Genomic DNA, 17,781 nt, shown 5'->3' on the forward strand with positions numbered 1-17,781 from the left:
ATTTTATCTTTTAATATTCCAAGTTATGCAATGTAAGGCTCCTCCTCCAGCTGCAATATCCCGCATTCTGAATATGCTGATCTCACAATCTGGATTGGCTTCTTTAACGTAATTTAGAGCTTGCTTGTCTTCATCAATACCAAATGAAGGAATTACTATTTTGTTTCCAACTCGCAGATAGTTGATGTATGCCCAATTCCAATCTGGTTCTGGATTAGGAACATTAAAAAGCATTTCTGTCACATCAAATCCTCTTTCTTCTAGCCTTCGCTTGATTTCTTCAGCCTCTTCTGGTTCAGCCTCACGATGGTTCGATATCAGTACTTTCTTTCCGTAACACCACCGAATCAATCCGTCTGGATGCCCATACACGTCAGCATTTTCATCATCACGATTGTCGCAATGCCAGGGGATGATTATAATCTCACAATCAAAGACCTTCTGTATTTTTTCAAGAAGATCAAAATCATTCTCTTTGCAATCATTCTCTGCAAATATCTTGTTAGTCATCACGATATAGTCACCACATAAGGTTATATTCCCTCCATCAAGTACCACATCAGTCTCTTTACATTCTCTTTCAAGCTCCCTAAGAGTTATTCGCGGATTTGTAATAGTATTTTTATACACCTTGTCTTTGGTAAGATATTTGGGCAGATATCGATATATCAGAAATTCATTGTCGTTTACCTGTATGGGCATATAATCGCGAGCCCAATACGCTTTCGTATATTTGAGCAAATCCCAATCGATGCTTAGTTTATCCAACAGCGTAGTCAGTCGATAAAAAACATCTGGTTGCTCTTCCTTCAGCTTCTTAGCGAGAAAGACTATATTGGTATCTTTATCTGCTATCATACAGTCTCTTGTCGGGTAAAACTCCATTTCCGGTCACACTTCACATCCTTATCTTTATCATCCTTGACAAATGGTTTATAATCAAAATCGCTTACAGATAAGTACACATTCTGCCGAGTTCCGATAATAGGAGTTCCTGCCTTACGTAGTTCATCTCTCCATCTCACATGATTTTCTTCACCGATCGAAAAACCATTTATGAGTGCATATAGATACGTTGACTGAGTATTGTATTGATAGTCATCATGCTCTGTAAACATCCATTTGCCATTTGATATCTTCTTCCATTTCAAATACTTCCCATCCTTAGTCTTCACTTCGTAAGCACGTATCAATGCTGATGCTCTATATTGCTCTTTTTCATTCTCAAATGTAATATCAAATCCTGAGGAATGTGCGTGCAGCGACATTATAGGGAAGTAAGGGCAATGCTCAACATCTCTGCCGTTTCTATGATAAACAATAGGGTCATGAATACCATCAAATGTCTCACTATGATAGTAGAACTCTACAGTTCGGATGAATATTTTGAATTCATCACCCACCTCGATATGACCGCCATACAAGAAACTTTTTGATAGATCCTTGAATTGTTTTTCCAGTTCATTTAGAACGTCACTTCTATGGAAGTTCTTTAGTTCATTCGATAATTTCATGTCTTATTACTTTTAATTTCTATTGATTTCTCTGCTATATGGACTCAAATCAAACAGCACTTGTTTGATTTGTTCAGAAGGTATTTTCCTTTCCTAGATATTCAGTAATTCTTCTTGTCTTGGTTGTCCCATCGTAAGGCGGTAGAGGGAGAGAACTTTTATCAGTTGATTATAACGTGAATTATTTTTCTGCAAATACCCATGGAAGTCGAGACCATCTTGCTCTACAGATGTAAATGTTAAAACGAAGGGATTTAATAGACTATTAAAGGCTGATCTAACATCCGTTGCATGAACTTGTAAACCATGCAGCAAAGCATCAGTAACCGTGATGGTACAGATTTTATGATCCGTAAACCATTCTTGCTAGAGAGTTGTTCAAAGTCGTAGTCATTTGCAGGAGTTAAACTCCCATCTAATACCAACCGATATCACCTATATTAGCTCCTAACATATTCTTGCTATTATTAATTTGCGACTATAAAACTATAAAAGGGCAGTCTCATCTCATGGGACATGCTCAATAATAGTGGTAATTTGTATGCAAAATTACACATTTCTACCTAAGAAATACAATGAATGCCTTTAAAACTACAGAAATTTAAAGAAAATATAATCTTGGGGTTTCATAGTATCATCCGTTTTATAAATATAGATAAGAGTGTGGGGAAATAAAAAATACAATGATAGTATTTGTATAATGATATTTCTTCAATGCTAAATAATATACTGGTTCAGATTGATTTTTATTTAAAGCACTCCAAGACTCTATCAGAAACTTATACTTTGGTACCGATATCAATGCTGGCATCAAATCAAATTATTCAAAGTTTAATGTAGTAACTTATTATAATTTTAGGCTTATATTTTAATAACGAATTGGATTTCCTTGTTAAATTGAAAAGGGTACGAATATTGATAAAAATGCTTGAAATCGATTATTCTCAATTGTGAACTTCAAAATGAAAAGCGCTCTCTATGAGCGCTTTAACTATATAATGTGCGATTCTCTAATTCTTATTTTTCGAAGATTATTTTCCAATACAGAAGTGCTGGAAAATATTGCCTAAAACTTCATTCGGGGTGATTTGACCGCCTGTTATTTCAGATAGCTGTTCAAGACATATACGCAGATCCTCACTTATTAGGTCACCACTTAAATCGGCTTCCATTGCATCTATCACACGAGTAATGCTTTCGTTGGCACGAGTTAATGCCTCATAATGGCGGGCACTCGTTACGATTACAGAATTCTCGTTAATCTCTGGAATGTTGGCAGATTTGAATAAAGCTTCTTCCAGTTGTGATATGTTTGTACCCAACTTTGCAGATATTTCAAGATGTTGTAAATCGGATGCTATTGTTGTGAGTTGCTTGATAATGTCGGTTGCTAAATTATTATTGTCAATCTTATTAATAATAATGATCAGGTTCTTATCTGCGCAACGCTCTTTAATATTTTCGATTTCCTCTGACAATGGGATAGAGTCGATTAGCCATAATATTATTGTAGCTTCATCAATCTTCTTGAATGTACGTTCTATACCAAGTTGCTCAACCTTATCTTCTGTCTGACGTATACCAGCAGTATCAATGAATCGGAATGTTATTCCGTTTATCTCAGTAGTATCTTCGATTACATCACGAGTCGTACCATGAATGTCACTCACGATAGCTTTGTCTTCGTGAAGAAGTTGATTGAGTAGGGTGCTCTTTCCAACATTTGTCTTACCGATGATAGCTACAGGTATTCCTTTTTTCAGAGCGTTACCAGTTTCAAATGATTTTGCTAATGCAGTTATGCGCTGATGAATCTTCTGAGCAAGTTGCATGAGCTCGCTACGATCTGCAAACTCTAACTCTTCATGATCAGAAAAATCAAGTTCAAGTTCCAGCAGCGATGTTATTTTCAGTAGTTGGTCTCTAAGAATAGATAACTCACTGCTGAAATGTCCCTTCAACTGACTGAGTGCCATTTTATGGGATGCGCGATTGGTTGCTGAAACAAGGTCAGCAACAGCCTCAGCCTGGCTAAGGTCCATCTTGCCATTAAGATAAGCACGCTTGGTATACTCACCTGGTTCTGCTTGGCGACAGCCTGCGTCAATGAGAGTGTGAACCACCTTGTTGAGTATGTAGGCTGAACCATGACAAGATATCTCTGTACTGTCTTCACCTGTATAGCTGTGAGGCGCACGATATACGGAAACTAGTACATCGTCAATTGTAGAACCTTCTTTATCAATTATCTCACCATAGTGTAATGTATTTGGTTTCGCCAAAGATATATCCTTGCTGAATATACTATTGGTGATACTAATTGCTTCAGGTCCTGATACTCTTACTATTCCGATTGCACCTCCAGCAGGTGTAGCCAGTGCACAGATATTGTCGTTATTCATTTAAATTCTTTCAAGTACAAGTTTTATTAATCCATCAATGGTATTCTTATAGCCAGTGTTTGCTTCTTTAGCGCGACGGTTAGCTATAACCATACAGCATGTAAGTGCTTTATGTCCCATCAATGCAGAAAGGCCAGCAATGGCAGAACTTTCCATTTCGAAGTTTGTGATATTCAAGCCATTATATTCAAAGCTTTCAACCATCTCATTCTGATCTGGATCAGCCAAAGGAATACGTAGCTCTCTGCCTTGTGGACCGAAGAAGCCACCGCATGCGATTGTTACACCTCTTACCATATCTGCACCAGCAACGCGATCTAGTAATTCCTTGTCAGCATCAATTACGTAAGGTGCACACAATAGGGGATTCCAATCCATGTGCTTCTTGAATGCTTCTTCAAGTTTCAGGTCGCAAACTTCATTGCGTCCAGCATAAAAGTTGAGTAGTCCATCAAATCCAATACTCTTTACGCTTGCAATATATGTTCCAGTTGGAGTATTTTCCTGAAGACCACCACATGTGCCGATACGTACAAATGTAAGTGTACGATGCTCTGGCTTTTCATGTCTTGTTTTGAAGTCTATGTTTGCCAATGCGTCCATTTCGTTTAAAACAATGTCTATATTGTCACATCCTATACCAGTACTTTGTACTGTTATGCGCTTTCCTTTATATGTACCTGTTATAGAGTGGAATTCACGGCTCTGAACATCACATTCCTGCTCATCGAAGTGTGATGCTACAAGACTTACACGACCAGGATCACCAACAAGGATAACCTTGTCTGCAAGTTGTTCTGGTTTAAGGTGCAAGTGGAAAACACTACCGTCTTCGTTGAGAATCAGTTCTGATTCTGCAAAATATTTTTTCTCATCCATAGTTAATAAATTATTTGATGTTTTCGTTATTTCTTATTTCTTTTTCAAGTTTTGATATCTCATCACATAGTTGTTCATTAGACTTTTCTGCCTTGATAATCTTATCGTATAATGACTTTTTAGCGTTAGCATTTGATATCGCATATTTATCACGCATTAAATCCAATTGATGCGCATCTTGTTCCTGTTCAGAAATCATTTGTATAAGTTTGCTATATTTCTGTCTGTTGCTAGTAGAGAATTCTGAAATACTGTGATATGTTGTATTGTCGTTTATTACAAAGTTTATATCCCCATTATTCTTTGCTGCAGCATTATTGCGGTTAATCATAGCTTTCTGTCTAGCAAGGGCAACATTGCGATCTCCGAATTTCCATGTTTCTGATATAGAATGTATTGTAGCCATTCTATTCAACTGTTTCTCGTTAAGATTATCGCTTGTGAAGTTTAGTCTTTCTTTTGTAGGCACAAAAGTGTAAATACATACTTTCCCTTCTGGTTGATTACGGTCTGTAACAAGCCATCCCAATTGGTCGAAGTCGTCTATAGCAAGCAGGTAGTCGTTGGCTGTAGAGTTGAAAGGAAGTCCATAATTTTCAGGAGGAAAGAATGAATTTTTATCGCTGTTGTATCTTGTCATGAAAATATCATAACCTCCGATACTATTCTTGCCTTTAGCGGCAAAAAACAATGTGACTCCGTCACTTTGCAGAAACGGATATAACGGCATCTCATAGTTTTTGTCAATAGAGTTGATGCTAGTAGGAGTTGTCCATTTGTCGCCAAGTTTATCTGCTGTATAAATGCCTGTTTGAGCAGAATCACCGTCAGCGAAAATGGCTCTATTGCCAAATCCGTTGATATAAACAGTATTGTTATTACTTGTTTTCTTATCAAAGAATTTATTTGAGTATTCTAATCTACCAGATTCCTTGTTTAGTGGAATGTGGCTTAGAAAATCGTTTTTACTTACTACGGTGCTGTCAATAAACATAATCTTGGCTGTAGCAGGCATCAACTGTTTCATCAAATCAAGATTTATTCCTTTCTTGTCAGATGTGATGCTTGTGGCAGCTTTAGCCTTGACAACACGCTTTGCAGGTTGCGCATTTACAGTTAATATGGCTAGCATTGATGCTGCTAAAAGATATATTGCTTTCCTTTGCATTTTGTTTATTCCTTTATAATATAAGAGAAGTCTTTATCCTTCACACTTACAAAATTACAAAATAAATTTCAAAACGCCATGATAATTGTATAAATTGTTGTTTGAATTATCTATTCCTACAAAAGATGTTATACCTCAAGTGTTACAGTGAATGTACTACCGCTGCCAATTTGACTATCAACGGTGAGTGTGCCTCCATGTGCTTCTACGAAATCTTTAGAGATAGAAAGTCCAAGTCCACTTCCTTGTACCTTTGTGCCCGGAACGCGAAAATAATGATCAAATATACTTTGGTGATATCTCGGATCAATACCTTTTCCAAAGTCACTTACATATATTTGTACGTGGGAGTTATCTTGTTGTTGTGCGCCTATTATTACGCGTGCATTTTCTTGAGAATAGCGTATTGCGTTTGACAATAGATTCGTTACTACCCATGCTATTTTCTCACTGTCAACAAACAATTTTGATATGTTATTATCTTTGGGGTATTCAACTTCTATAGAGATATTGAATTTCTCTGCTTGAACTCTATTTGCTTTTATAGCATAATCTATTAATTCAATAGGTCGTGTTATGCGTGGTTTCAGTTGCAATTTACCAGACTCAACCTGAGTCATGTTTAGCAGTTCGCTAGTGATGCTAAGTAATCTTTCACTATTCTGTTTGATGTCATCAGTTAACTCAGCCTGTTCGTTGTTTAGTATTCCAATGCGTGAGTCCTCAAGTAATTTCAGGCTCATCATAATGGCAGCAATAGGAGTCTTTAGTTCATGTGATATAGTAGAAATAAAAGTAGTTTTTGCAGAATCACGTTCCTTAAATTCGGTCACATTCTTAAGCATAATCATGTGACTTCTTTCATCTTTTTCGTTATTGCCTTTTTTATTTACGATTGTGATATACTTAACTTGGAAATAACTTTCTTTTTCATCAGAATAAATCTTGAGAGGTATTTCGTTTGTCTGCTTATTCAGAGATGTGGAATTGTCAATATTACTTTCTTTTTTATCCAGATCTCTTATTAATTGTCTGAGTAAGTCATTGTTTATAGACACTTGATTTGCTGAATGTCCAATAGCATCATTCCGTGAAATGTTAAGTATAGAAAGTGCTGCGTCATTAATGAAAATGATATTTTTATTATTGTCTAGGGTTATTATTGGTTCAGTGATGCTGTTGACGAGTGTTTCCATATACTTTTTAGCAGCAATAAGCTGAGAAATGGAACTTGCGTGATATGCAGCAAGTCTCTCTGCCATAATATTGAAATTGCGAGAAACATCGTCAAATTCTTTTGTACCATATAATTGCAGCCTTCTTTCATAATGCTGAGATGCAATATCCTGAATAGCATTCAATAGTTCTTTTATAGGACGAGCGATAGAAGAGGGGAATGATATCCATATTCCAATACCAGTGAAAATACATATAGCGCCAAGCATGGTTATCCAGAAAAGGGCACGCTCCATACCAGGACCTGCTGCCGGACTTTCTGGGTCGGTAGCGGTGAGTATTTGTACATTTATTACAGATACGACGACAAGAGCGAATGTCATCATCACAAGTAATCCTATTACGAGTGTGAGTTTTGTCTTAATATTCATAATATTGTATTTTTTTTGTTTTACTATGCAAGTATAATCAAATCTATTCTTTTTTTAGCAAGAAATTGTAGAAATTTGCGATATTTCCTTATTTTCATTATAGTAGAAGGCATTTTAAAAGATGGTCGTCCAATACAGACTGTTGTTATATTTCGTTGTATGCACAATGCTTCTATTTCTTTTATTACGTCACTGGATGAAGCTTGTATTACTTCTCCACCAAGTTCTATCGTAAGTTGAAAATGATTTAATACATGTCGTTGTGATGCTAAGCTCACTCTGTCGGGACTTTCAGAAGGACGGCGTACGTAGAGTGTACAAAATGTTGAGTTATGCTGGGCCGCAATTCTTGCTGCACGACGTATGATGTGGCGTGGCGTTAAAGCATTGCTGCTTATGCATGCTAGTATAGAATGCGATTCTACATTAGTTCGTGATAAATCATTTTGTGCCTTGTTAGCAACTCTAAGTGCAACTTCTCCAAGTGCAAGTGAACGTAGTTTTAGTATATTCTCAGTACTGAAAAAGTGATTTAGTGCAGTTTCTACCTTAGCTTTGCCATATATTTTTCCTTCACATAACCGTTGTCTTAGTTCTTCGGCAGTAAGGTCAATATTTACTATTTCCTCTGCTTCACTGAGAATGCTATCAGGAACAAGTTCTCGAATTTCGACACCTGTAATTTTTCCAGCTTCCTCACTAATGCTTTCAATGTGCTGGATATTTACGGCTGTTATAACATTTATACCAACATTTAGCAGCTGTTCAACATCCTGCCAGCGTTTTGTATTTTTACTTCCAGGTAGATTGGTATGAGCCAATTCGTCAACAATAACGACCTCGGGATGTTGCATGATAACATTGTCAAGATCCATTTCTTCAAGTTGCTTCCCTTTATAGAAAAGCTTTCTGCGTGGTATAACAGTAAGTCCGTTGAGTAAATTTTCTGTTTCACGTCTTTTGTGAGTTTCAACAAACGCTATTTGCACGTCAATTCCTTGTTGTTGCATGTGATGGGCATCTTTAAGCATGCGAAAAGTTTTGCCTACACCGGCAATCATGCCGATGTAGATTTTTAACTTTCCGCGTCTTTGCTTTCTTATAATATCAAGAAAGTGCTGTGCAGCCTTGTCGTTATCGTAATAAGTATCGTTCATAATATCAATGCTATTTATTATCTAACATGATGTTTAACTTTAATACATTTAACTTCTCAGGTCCAAATATACCGAGCAAAGGGTGTTGTACACATTTGTCTACAATTTGTTTTACAGATTTCTCAGACATTCCACGTGCCTTTGCAACTCGTCTGATTTGCAAATAGGCACTTTGCAATGAGATATCTGGGTCAAGACCAGAACCACTGGCGGTAACCATTTCAGCTGGAACATCATTATGTTTGATGTATGGATGAGCTTTAATAAATAACTCACGTCGCTGTTCTACCTTTTTCAGATACTCAATGTTTGATGGTCCAGCATTACTTCCTGCAGAAGAAGATGCATCATAGCCACTTCCTGCACTTGAAGGTCTGCCCCAAAAATATTTGTTGCTATGAAACTCCTGTCCAATATTTGCAGCACCTACAATTTTATGTGACTGATCTTTATTTTCTGCTTTAGAATATACAACTTCAGCTTTGCCACTGTTAGGTGAGGCTATTCGTGAAAACGTCCAAAGTACCAATACATATCCTATGCCTAGCAAAAGGCAAAAGGCTATTGTGAGCCTAAATGATTTTATCAAGCCATTTATGATGCTCTTTATATAAACGATCTTCATAATCTTATTTATTAATTATTACCCTATAAACAAAGTCCTACAATCATATCAATAATCTTAATACCTATAAAAGGCGCTACAATTCCACCTAATCCATATACTAATAGATTTCTTCGTAGTAATGCAGAGGCTCCGATAGGTCTATATTTAACACCTCGCAATGCTAAAGGAATAAGTAACGGGATAATGATTGCATTAAATATCACAGCAGATAAAATAGCACTTTCGGCACTGTGTAATCCCATTATATTGAGAGTTGACAATTGTGGTATTGCAACCATGAATAGTGCTGGCACGATAGCAAAGTATTTTGCAACGTCATTAGCGATAGAGAATGTTGTGAGAGTTCCGCGTGTCATTAATAACTGTTTACCTATTTCCACTATTTCTATAAGTTTTGTAGGATCGTTGTCCAAGTCTACCATATTACCAGCCTCCTTAGCAGCCTGTGTTCCGCTGTTCATTGCAACGCCAACGTCAGCTTGTGCCAATGCCGGTGCATCATTAGTTCCATCGCCCATCATTGCCACCAGTTTACCTTGTTGCTGCTCATTGCGAATATATCTCATCTTGTCTTCAGGTCTAGCTTCGGCAATAAAATCATCAACGCCAGCACGTTCTGCTATGAAAGCAGCCGTGAGAGCATTGTCTCCAGTAACCATAACTGTTTTGACACCCATTTTGCGAAGTCTATCAAATCTGTCTTTTATTCCCGGTTTAATGATGTCTTGTAATTCAATGACTCCGGCAATCTTCTTATTTATGCTTACCACAAGTGGAGTACCGCCCATTTTCGTGATCGTTTCAATGACAGTTTGAGCAGAATTTGGAAAAGTGCCTCCTGCGTTTTCTGTTATTTGTCTCATTGTGTCAAAAGCTCCTTTACGGATTTCATTGCCATCAGGTAGATTAATGCCAGAGCAGCGTGTTTCTGCAGTAAAAGGGATCATCTTTGCATGGATGATTTGTTTTTGATCAATGCTTATTCCCATTTTTTGGCCCAATTCAACAATAGATTTTCCTTCAGGAGTATCATCACTTGCCGATGAGAGGACGCAAAGATTTCCAAATTCTTTATCACTGAATCCTTCTACTGGGTAGAAATGCGTAGCTCTTCTGTTGCCAATAGTTATGGTGCCGGTCTTATCAAGTAACAGTGTATCAATATCACCAGCCGTTTCAACTGCTCGTCCAGATTTTGTTATTACATTTGCTCTCAGTGCACGATCCATTCCAGCAATGCCTATAGCTGAAAGTAAACCGCCGATTGTAGTTGGTATGAGGCATACAAATAATGATATTATAGCCGCAATACCTATTGTAGTGCCAGAGTACCAAGACATTGGAACAAGTGATATGCACACAATTATAAATACAAGAGAGAAGGTTGATAATAATATGGTAAGGGCAATCTCGTTAGGTGTTTTTTGTCTTGATGCACCTTCAACTAGTCCAATCATTTTATCCAGAAAACTTTCTCCAGGACGTGTCGTTACTTTTACGCGTATGTGGTCACTGAGTACAATGGTTCCACCAGTAACAGAACTGCGATCACCTCCAGACTCTCTTATTACAGGAGCAGACTCACCAGTTATTGCACTTTCATCTATTGAAGCCATACCTTCAACAATTTCTCCATCAGAAGGTATAATGTCACCGGCTTCGCAAATAAACTCATCTCCAAGTTTTAACAGAGAACTGCTTATTGTTCTATATGCGTTACCTTCAATAAGTTTTGCTGGTGTTTCCTCTCGAGTCTTTCTCAGACTGTCAGCTTGTGCTTTACCTCTAGCTTCTGCTATGGCTTCTGCAAAGTTGGCGAACAGTAGTGTCATGAATAGTATTATAAACACAGCTATATTATATCCTGCATTTCCAAGAACAACAGAGTCGTTTGTTATTGCTGAAGTAACTGTTACCACAGCCATTATAGCAGTGCATATTTCAACAAGAAACATTACTGGATTCTTGATCATCGTTGCTGGAGCAAGCTTCTTTATAGCTTGCCAAACACTATCTTTTACCATCTCCTTATTGAAAAGGGAGGTCTTATTCTTATCTTTCATATTTTAGTCCTTTATATACTTAAATATTCAGCTATCGTACTTAATGCGTGAGCAGGAAAGAAAGCTAAAGCGGCAATAATGAATATAATAACGAAAGTCATTATTCCAAAAGTCAATGTGTCTGTACGAAGAGTTCCGGCACTTTCTGGAATGTGTTTCTTTTTTGCAAGCAAGCCTGCTATTGCTACTTGTCCTATTATAGGAATGTATCTTCCTAAAATCATAACTAAGCCACATATAATATTCCAAAACCATGTGTTATCTTTCAGTCCTTCGAATCCAGAACCATTGTTAGCGGAAGATGATGTAAACTCGTATAGCATTTCGCTCAGTCCATGATAGCCATGGTTGCTTATCCATCCTCCTTCTCTAGATACAAATTCTGGTGCTTTTACAGCGAGCCATGCTGCCAAACCAGTTCCTGCTAAAATCAAGAATGGATGGAGTAGTGCCATTAGAGAAGCTATTTTCATCTCTCTAGCCTCAACTTTTTTGCACAAGAATTCTGGAGTACGCCCGACCATCAGGCCACTTATGAATACTGCTATGATTATGAATGTGAAATAGTTCATCCAACCTACACCAACACCGCCGAACCATGAATTTATCTGCATGTTAAGCATTTCTACCATACCTGATAGAGGCATCATGCTGTCGTGCATTCCATTAACGGAACCGTTTGATGTTGTGGTTGTAGAAACACTCCATAATGCAGTTGCTACAGACCCAAATCTCACTTCTTTGCCTTCCATAGCTCCAGTATGCTGACTTATTCCCATAGAGGTCAGTCTTGGATTACCTTGCATTTCCTGATGAACATTTATGAATACACCAACAAGGTAAGCAAATAGCATGACACCAAAGATGCTAAATCCTAATTTGCGCTTCTTTACATAAAAGCCGAAGGCAAAGACCATTGCCATAGGGATAAGCATTATAGCGATACATTCTACTGTATTAGTAAGATATGTAGGATTCTCTAAAGGATGTGCTGAGTTTGCTCCAAAGAACCCACCTCCGTTTGTTCCAACTTGTTTTATTGCCACAATAGCAGCTGTTGGTCCTTGTGACACATTCTGAACTTTACCTTCAAGAGTATTTACTTCCATTTTTCCGTCAAAAGTCATAGGAACTCCTTGTAGTATAAGGATAAATCCTATTATTAATGACAATGGTAGTAAGATGCGTGTTACGCTTTTAACAAGGAAATTCCAAAAATTGCCTATCGTATTAGTTGTCTTTGCAGCTAAGGCCTTCATTATTCCTGCCATACATGCCATACCTGTTGCTGCTGTGACAAATTGGAATAGCATTACAACTGCTAATTGAGTGAAATAGGTGAGTCCACTTTCACCGCTATAATGTTGCAAATTACAGTTTACAAGAAAACTTATAGCTGTATTGAAGGCCTGATGTATTGTTTGGCCACCATTCCCATCTGGATTTAATGGTAGATATCCTTGGACGACAAGTAGTATTAAAGCCCAGACAAACCAGAATAGGTTGATTGTAAGCATTGCCCTAAGAAATGTCTTCCAGTTCATTTCTTTGTCTGGATTTATACCGCCGACTTTATAAATCAACCTTTCTACAGGTTTTAAAAAGTCGAGGTAAGTCTTTTCGCCTTTATATACACGCGCAATATATTTACCTAATGGATAAGCTAAACTTATCATTATTACTATTTGCAATATCGCACCCCAAATTTCTGTTCCCATAATTTTAGAGTTTTAAAATTTTTCTGGTTTTATCAGTACATATATCATATAACAAAACATGATGATGCTGATGATAAACATAATTAAATACATAGTCTTTTCTTTTTTAATTAAATCTTTTCAAACCATTCAATACATTTATAAAATATGCCAAAGCATGTTATCCCACAGAGCATACATGCAAGCAATTCAAAAATAAGTGTAGTCATTTTATTATTATTTTAAATTATTTGTTATCCTTGTTACTAAAGCCGTGCCATAATTAATTTGTTTTTTGTAATCATCTGTATGATAATTATTTATACTTTATTCGTTAAATATAAACGTTAATTTGGTACCATACCAAAATGGAAGGCTTACCATACCAAAATGAAAAGCCGTAAACATTAGATGCAATAATGTTTTTCCGTTTGTAAAATTATTCCTACTTTTGCAATGATTCAATAAATAAACCAGACAATATGAATACATTACTGATAATAGATGATGAACCAATTATTCGCAAACTTCTTTCGCGAATGATGGAATTAGAAGGTTATGAAGTGTGGCAGGCTGTTGACTGTACTCAAGGAATGAGACAGATTAAGTTGCATAAGCCACAAGTCGTGCTTTGTGATGTATTTTTGCCCGATGGCAATGGTGTTGATATGGTTAAAAAAATTAAGCTGGAGACTCCTCTCATCGAGGTAATTCTGCTTACTGCTCATGGAAATATTGAAGATGGTGTTCAGGCAATTAAGAATGGTGCATTTGACTACATAACCAAAGGTGACGATAACAATAAAATTATCCCTATTATCAGTAGGGCTATGGATCAAGTAAATAGTCAGCAAAATTCAAATAATGATTTGCCTAAGATTGATAAAAAACCATTGCAGGTTAATTCTTTTAATACTATAATAGGTAATTCAGAAACATTACATCGTGTGGAGGAATTAGCGCGTAAGGTTGCTGATACAGATATTCCCGTATTACTTACCGGTGAAACAGGAACAGGTAAAGAAGTATTTGCACAGGCTATCCATAGTGCTAGTTTGCGTAGTAAGTTTCCTGTAGTTGCTATTAACTGTTCGGCTTTTAGTCGTGATTTATTGGAAAGTGAACTATTTGGTTATCGTGCCGGTTCGTTTACTGGAGCGATGAAAGACAAGAAAGGATTAGTTGAAGTCGCAAATCATGGTACGCTATTTCTGGATGAAATAGGAGAGATGGCATATCCACTTCAAGCCAAACTATTGCGCGTGTTGGAATCAGGTGAGTATATAAAAATAGGGGATACTTCTCCTTCACAAGTTGATGTGAGAATTATTTCAGCAACAAATCGTGATTTAAAAAATGAGATAATAGCTGGTAATTTTAGGGAGGATTTATTTTATCGTCTTTCAGTTTTCCAAATACATTTACCTGCATTGCGTGAGCGTCGTGAAGATATACCTTTGTTGGCAAAGTCATTTTTAGCACGATATTCTGAAAAACTGGGTAAACATATAGACGGAATGTCATCAGAATTTTTGAATGCTATCACTAATGCTGAATGGCATGGAAATGTTCGTGAGTTGAAAAATGTTATTGAACGTAGTGCTATTGTTTGTGATTCAAGCCTTACTCTGCAAGATTTACCATTTGATTTACAAGTTCCGTATTCATCTTATAATTCGTCTTCTTTAAGTACAGGTGTGCAAAATTCAGATGATGCTAAGTCGTTTGATTTTGAGTTGGCAGAAATTGAACGTAGGCATATTGTAAGAGTTCTTCAACATACCAACGGAAACAAAACAGAAGCTGCAAGACTATTGAAAATAGGTCTTACCACTCTTTATAGAAAAATAGACGAATATAAGCTTAATAAATAATATTCATTAATTGAATTACTTCATGAATACAAAATACACTGCAGCTATCAAACAGATAAATGCAGCTAAATGATTCCAATGAAGACCTTGACCTTGAAACATTACATTAGCTATAATTGCGAATATAATAAGGGATATAACCTCTTGAATAACTTTTAGCTGAACTAGAGTAAAGGGACCGCCATTATCTATAAATCCGATTCTGTTCGCTGGTACCTGACAACAGTACTCAAAGAAAGCTATAGCCCAACTGAATCCTATAACGCCAATTAGGGGCCAACTGCTGCTGACCCCTGTTTGTTGTAATTTTAAATGTCCATACCAAGCCAATGTCATGAAGACATTACTGCATACTAATAGTAAAATGGTATATATTGTGCTCATTTATCCTTTTAATTCTTTTGCCATGTTAGCAGCGGCTCTTCGTCCGTCACCCATAGCCAATATTACTGTGGCACCACCGCGAACGATATCGCCACCTGCATAGATATTGTTTCTACTTGATTTCATATTATCGTCAACGACGATTGTATTCTTGCGACCTAGCTCTAGTCCTTCAATACTCTTAGGTACTAATGGGTTAGGAGATACACCAACAGCAACAATGACCTGATCACATTCTAATGTAATGGTTTGTCCAGTAGTCTCAGGACGACAACGACCGCTTTGGTCAGGTTCGCCTAATTTCATTACATCAAGTGTGGCTGCCTTGACAGCACCATTCTCATCAGCGATATATTCTTTTGGATTGTGTAATGTCATGAAATTAATGCCTTCTTCCTTAGCGTGCTTTACCTCTTCCAATCTAGCTGGCATTTCAGCTTCGCTTCTTCTGTATACGAGCGTTACGTCTGCACCAAGTCGTTTGGCAGTACGGCATGAGTCCATAGCTGTGTTTCCACCACCAATAACTATAACGTGCTTACCAATATTGATTGGAGTATCAGTATGTGGATTAGCTGCGTCCATAAGGTTTATTCGTGTCAGGTATTCATTACTAGACATGATATTGAGCGCATTTTCTCCAGGTATATCCATGAAATTAGGAAGTCCTGCACCAGAACCAACGAATATACCCTTGAAGTTTTTATCTTCAAGATCCTTTACGCTGATAGTTTTTCCGATAATGCAATCAGTTTGAAAATGGACACCCATTTTCTTAAGATTTTCTATTTCGACATCAACAATCTTGTTGGGTAATCTGAATTCTGGAATACCATATTTCAAAACACCACCTATTTCATGCAAAGCCTCAAATACATATACGTCAAAGCCCATTTTAGCCATATCACCAGCAAAGCTTAGTCCTGAAGGACCAGAACCGACAACAGCAACTTTAATTCCGTTTAAAGGATCCATTTCTGGTACTGTAGCCATACCGCTTTCACGTTCATAGTCAGCTGCAAATCTTTCAAGGTATCCAATAGCAACTGCTTTTTCACCCATTTTAAGATGAACACATTTGCTTTCGCATTGTTTCTCTTGTGGGCAAACTCTACCACATACAGCTGGTAGGGCAGAAGTACTTTTCAGAACTTTAGCTGCTCCAAGGAAATTTTCTCTTTCAATATTTTTAATGAATGATGGAATATTAATGCTTACTGGGCATCCTTCTACACATGATGGTTTAGCGCAATCGAGGCAACGATGAGATTCAAGTACTGCCATTTCTTTAGTAAGACCAATGTTGACTTCTTCTAATCTTGTCTTTGCACGATATTCTGCATCAAGTTCAGGCATCATAACACGCTCAATAGAAGTACGTTCTTTAGGTTTCATCCCCTTGCGTAGTTCTAAACGCCAATTAGAATTTCTGTCAGTCAAGGCTTCAATACTCTCAGTTACATCATTGTGGATATCATCGTTTGCTTTGCAAGGTTCGCATACTGACTCATTAGTTGAAGAAAGGTGTTCTGCATAGTGCTCCATTTCTTCCTTTTCTGCGTTCTTGAATGTTCCCATTCGCTTGAACATTTCATCCCAATCAACTAGTGCTCCGTCAAACTCTGGACCATCAATACACACGAATTTGGTTTTTCCTCCAATTGTGAGTCGGCATGCACCACACATTCCTGTGCCGTCAACCATAATGGTATTAAGAGAAACGTCTGTAGAAATGTTATATTTTTGGGTGAGCATACAACAGAATTTCATCATAATAGGAGGACCTATAGCAAAAACTTTGTCAATATTCTCCTGATTAATCAATTTTTCGATACCTACAGTGACTACGCCCTTTTCTCCATAACTGCCATCATCGGTCATGATTATGGTCTCGTCAGATGAAGCTCTAACTTCATCTTCCATTATGATAAGATCACGGTTTCTTCCTGCAAGTACAGATAACACTCTGTTGCCTGCTTTTTTCAATGCACGAATAATAGGTAGCATTGGCGCAACACCAACTCCACCACCAGCGCATATTACTGTACCAAAATTCTCAATATGAGTAGGATTACCAAGAGGCCCAACGACATCAGCAATAGAATCACCTTCGTTAAGATTGCATAGTTTTGTAGAGGAAAGTCCAACCTTTTGCACAACTAATTTAATTGTACCATTCTCAATATTAGAGTCTGCTATTGTAAGCGGCATACGCTCACTATTCTTGTCCACTCTTATTATGACAAAGTTTCCTGCCTTTCTGCTTTTAGCAATTAAAGGGGCTTCGATGTCAAAGCTGAATACTTTCTCAGAAAACTGTTTCTTGCAAATAATCTTATTCATTGGGTATCAGTTAATATGAATTGATATTAAGTTGTAGTTTTATAAAAGATAAATTCAGTATCGTT

At 37.2% G+C, this 17,781-nt stretch carries 13 protein-coding genes; 1 reads left to right on the plus strand and 12 read right to left on the minus strand.

Features of this window, described 5'->3' with window-relative positions:
* Positions 1 to 3: 3 nt before the first annotated feature.
* The 10 genes from prwr041_RS12020 to kdpA form a co-directional block, all read right to left on the minus strand.
* Positions 4 to 858: an agmatine deiminase family protein gene (locus tag prwr041_RS12020; RefSeq protein WP_207154020.1), complete on the minus strand. Its 855-nt coding sequence runs from the start codon at positions 856 to 858 to the stop codon at positions 4 to 6.
* Positions 855 to 1,514 carry a hypothetical protein gene (locus prwr041_RS12025; RefSeq protein WP_207154022.1) on the minus strand — a complete coding sequence of 220 codons (660 nt, stop codon included), beginning with the start codon at positions 1,512 to 1,514 and terminating at the stop codon, positions 855 to 857. The genes prwr041_RS12020 and prwr041_RS12025 overlap by 4 nt, the downstream gene beginning before the upstream one ends.
* A gap of 1,031 nt (positions 1,515 to 2,545) precedes the next feature.
* Positions 2,546 to 3,916, minus strand: a complete 1,371-nt coding sequence (gene mnmE, locus prwr041_RS12030) for a tRNA uridine-5-carboxymethylaminomethyl(34) synthesis GTPase MnmE (RefSeq protein WP_207154024.1) — start codon at positions 3,914 to 3,916, stop codon at positions 2,546 to 2,548.
* Positions 3,917 to 4,795 carry a nucleoside phosphorylase gene (locus tag prwr041_RS12035; protein WP_207154025.1) on the minus strand — a complete coding sequence of 293 codons (879 nt, stop codon included), beginning with the start codon at positions 4,793 to 4,795 and terminating at the stop codon, positions 3,917 to 3,919.
* A 10-nt stretch (positions 4,796 to 4,805) separates the two neighbouring features.
* On the minus strand, positions 4,806 to 5,963 hold the full coding sequence (locus prwr041_RS12040; protein WP_237072240.1) for a hypothetical protein: 1,158 nt from the start codon (positions 5,961 to 5,963) through the stop codon (positions 4,806 to 4,808).
* Between the two features lie 128 nt (positions 5,964 to 6,091).
* The gene (locus prwr041_RS12045; protein ID WP_207154027.1) at positions 6,092 to 7,570 is read right to left on the minus strand and encodes a sensor histidine kinase; all 1,479 of its coding nucleotides are present in this window, start codon (positions 7,568 to 7,570) and stop codon (positions 6,092 to 6,094) included.
* A gap of 23 nt (positions 7,571 to 7,593) precedes the next feature.
* The gene (locus prwr041_RS12050) at positions 7,594 to 8,727 is read right to left on the minus strand and encodes a sensor protein KdpD (RefSeq protein ID WP_207154029.1); all 1,134 of its coding nucleotides are present in this window, start codon (positions 8,725 to 8,727) and stop codon (positions 7,594 to 7,596) included.
* A 10-nt stretch (positions 8,728 to 8,737) separates the two neighbouring features.
* Complete coding sequence (locus prwr041_RS12055) at positions 8,738 to 9,325, minus strand: potassium-transporting ATPase subunit C (protein ID WP_207155685.1); 588 nt, start codon at positions 9,323 to 9,325, stop codon at positions 8,738 to 8,740.
* Positions 9,326 to 9,375: 50 nt separating this feature from the next.
* Complete coding sequence (kdpB, locus tag prwr041_RS12060; RefSeq protein ID WP_207154031.1) at positions 9,376 to 11,418, minus strand: potassium-transporting ATPase subunit KdpB; 2,043 nt, start codon at positions 11,416 to 11,418, stop codon at positions 9,376 to 9,378.
* 11 nt (positions 11,419 to 11,429) lie between these two features.
* Positions 11,430 to 13,136: a potassium-transporting ATPase subunit KdpA gene (kdpA, locus tag prwr041_RS12065; protein ID WP_207154033.1), complete on the minus strand. Its 1,707-nt coding sequence runs from the start codon at positions 13,134 to 13,136 to the stop codon at positions 11,430 to 11,432.
* Between the two features lie 461 nt (positions 13,137 to 13,597).
* Here kdpA and prwr041_RS12070 point away from each other — a divergent pair, with 461 nt between their 5' ends.
* Positions 13,598 to 14,989 carry a sigma-54-dependent transcriptional regulator gene (locus tag prwr041_RS12070; RefSeq protein ID WP_207154035.1) on the plus strand — a complete coding sequence of 464 codons (1,392 nt, stop codon included), beginning with the start codon at positions 13,598 to 13,600 and terminating at the stop codon, positions 14,987 to 14,989.
* A 15-nt stretch (positions 14,990 to 15,004) separates the two neighbouring features.
* Here prwr041_RS12070 and prwr041_RS12075 read toward each other — a convergent pair whose 3' ends face one another.
* Positions 15,005 to 15,373: a DMT family protein gene (locus tag prwr041_RS12075; protein WP_207154037.1), complete on the minus strand. Its 369-nt coding sequence runs from the start codon at positions 15,371 to 15,373 to the stop codon at positions 15,005 to 15,007.
* A complete protein-coding gene (locus prwr041_RS12080; protein ID WP_207154039.1) occupies positions 15,374 to 17,716 on the minus strand; it encodes a bifunctional dihydroorotate dehydrogenase B NAD binding subunit/NADPH-dependent glutamate synthase in 2,343 nt (780 codons plus the stop codon).
* Between the last annotated feature and the right edge of the window lie 65 nt (positions 17,717 to 17,781).

Origin of the sequence: Prevotella herbatica (assembly GCF_017347605.1) — a bacterium.
GTDB lineage: Bacteria > Bacteroidota > Bacteroidia > Bacteroidales > Bacteroidaceae > Prevotella > Prevotella herbatica.

Coding starts and splice junctions, on each gene's coding strand:
- mnmE (WP_207154024.1), bottom strand. CDS start 3,916: ATGAATAACGACAATATCTGTGCACTGGCTACACCTGCTGGAGGTGCA.
- prwr041_RS12035 (WP_207154025.1), bottom strand. CDS start 4,795: ATGGATGAGAAAAAATATTTTGCAGAATCAGAACTGATTCTCAACGAA.
- prwr041_RS12075 (WP_207154037.1), bottom strand. CDS start 15,373: ATGAGCACAATATATACCATTTTACTATTAGTATGCAGTAATGTCTTC.
- prwr041_RS12020 (WP_207154020.1), bottom strand. CDS start 858: ATGATAGCAGATAAAGATACCAATATAGTCTTTCTCGCTAAGAAGCTG.
- prwr041_RS12045 (WP_207154027.1), bottom strand. CDS start 7,570: ATGAATATTAAGACAAAACTCACACTCGTAATAGGATTACTTGTGATG.
- prwr041_RS12070 (WP_207154035.1), top strand. CDS start 13,598: ATGAATACATTACTGATAATAGATGATGAACCAATTATTCGCAAACTT.
- prwr041_RS12080 (WP_207154039.1), bottom strand. CDS start 17,716: ATGAATAAGATTATTTGCAAGAAACAGTTTTCTGAGAAAGTATTCAGC.
- prwr041_RS12050 (WP_207154029.1), bottom strand. CDS start 8,727: ATGAACGATACTTATTACGATAACGACAAGGCTGCACAGCACTTTCTT.
- kdpB (WP_207154031.1), bottom strand. CDS start 11,418: ATGAAAGATAAGAATAAGACCTCCCTTTTCAATAAGGAGATGGTAAAA.
- kdpA (WP_207154033.1), bottom strand. CDS start 13,136: ATGGGAACAGAAATTTGGGGTGCGATATTGCAAATAGTAATAATGATA.
- prwr041_RS12025 (WP_207154022.1), bottom strand. CDS start 1,514: ATGAAATTATCGAATGAACTAAAGAACTTCCATAGAAGTGACGTTCTA.
- prwr041_RS12040 (WP_237072240.1), bottom strand. CDS start 5,963: ATGCAAAGGAAAGCAATATATCTTTTAGCAGCATCAATGCTAGCCATA.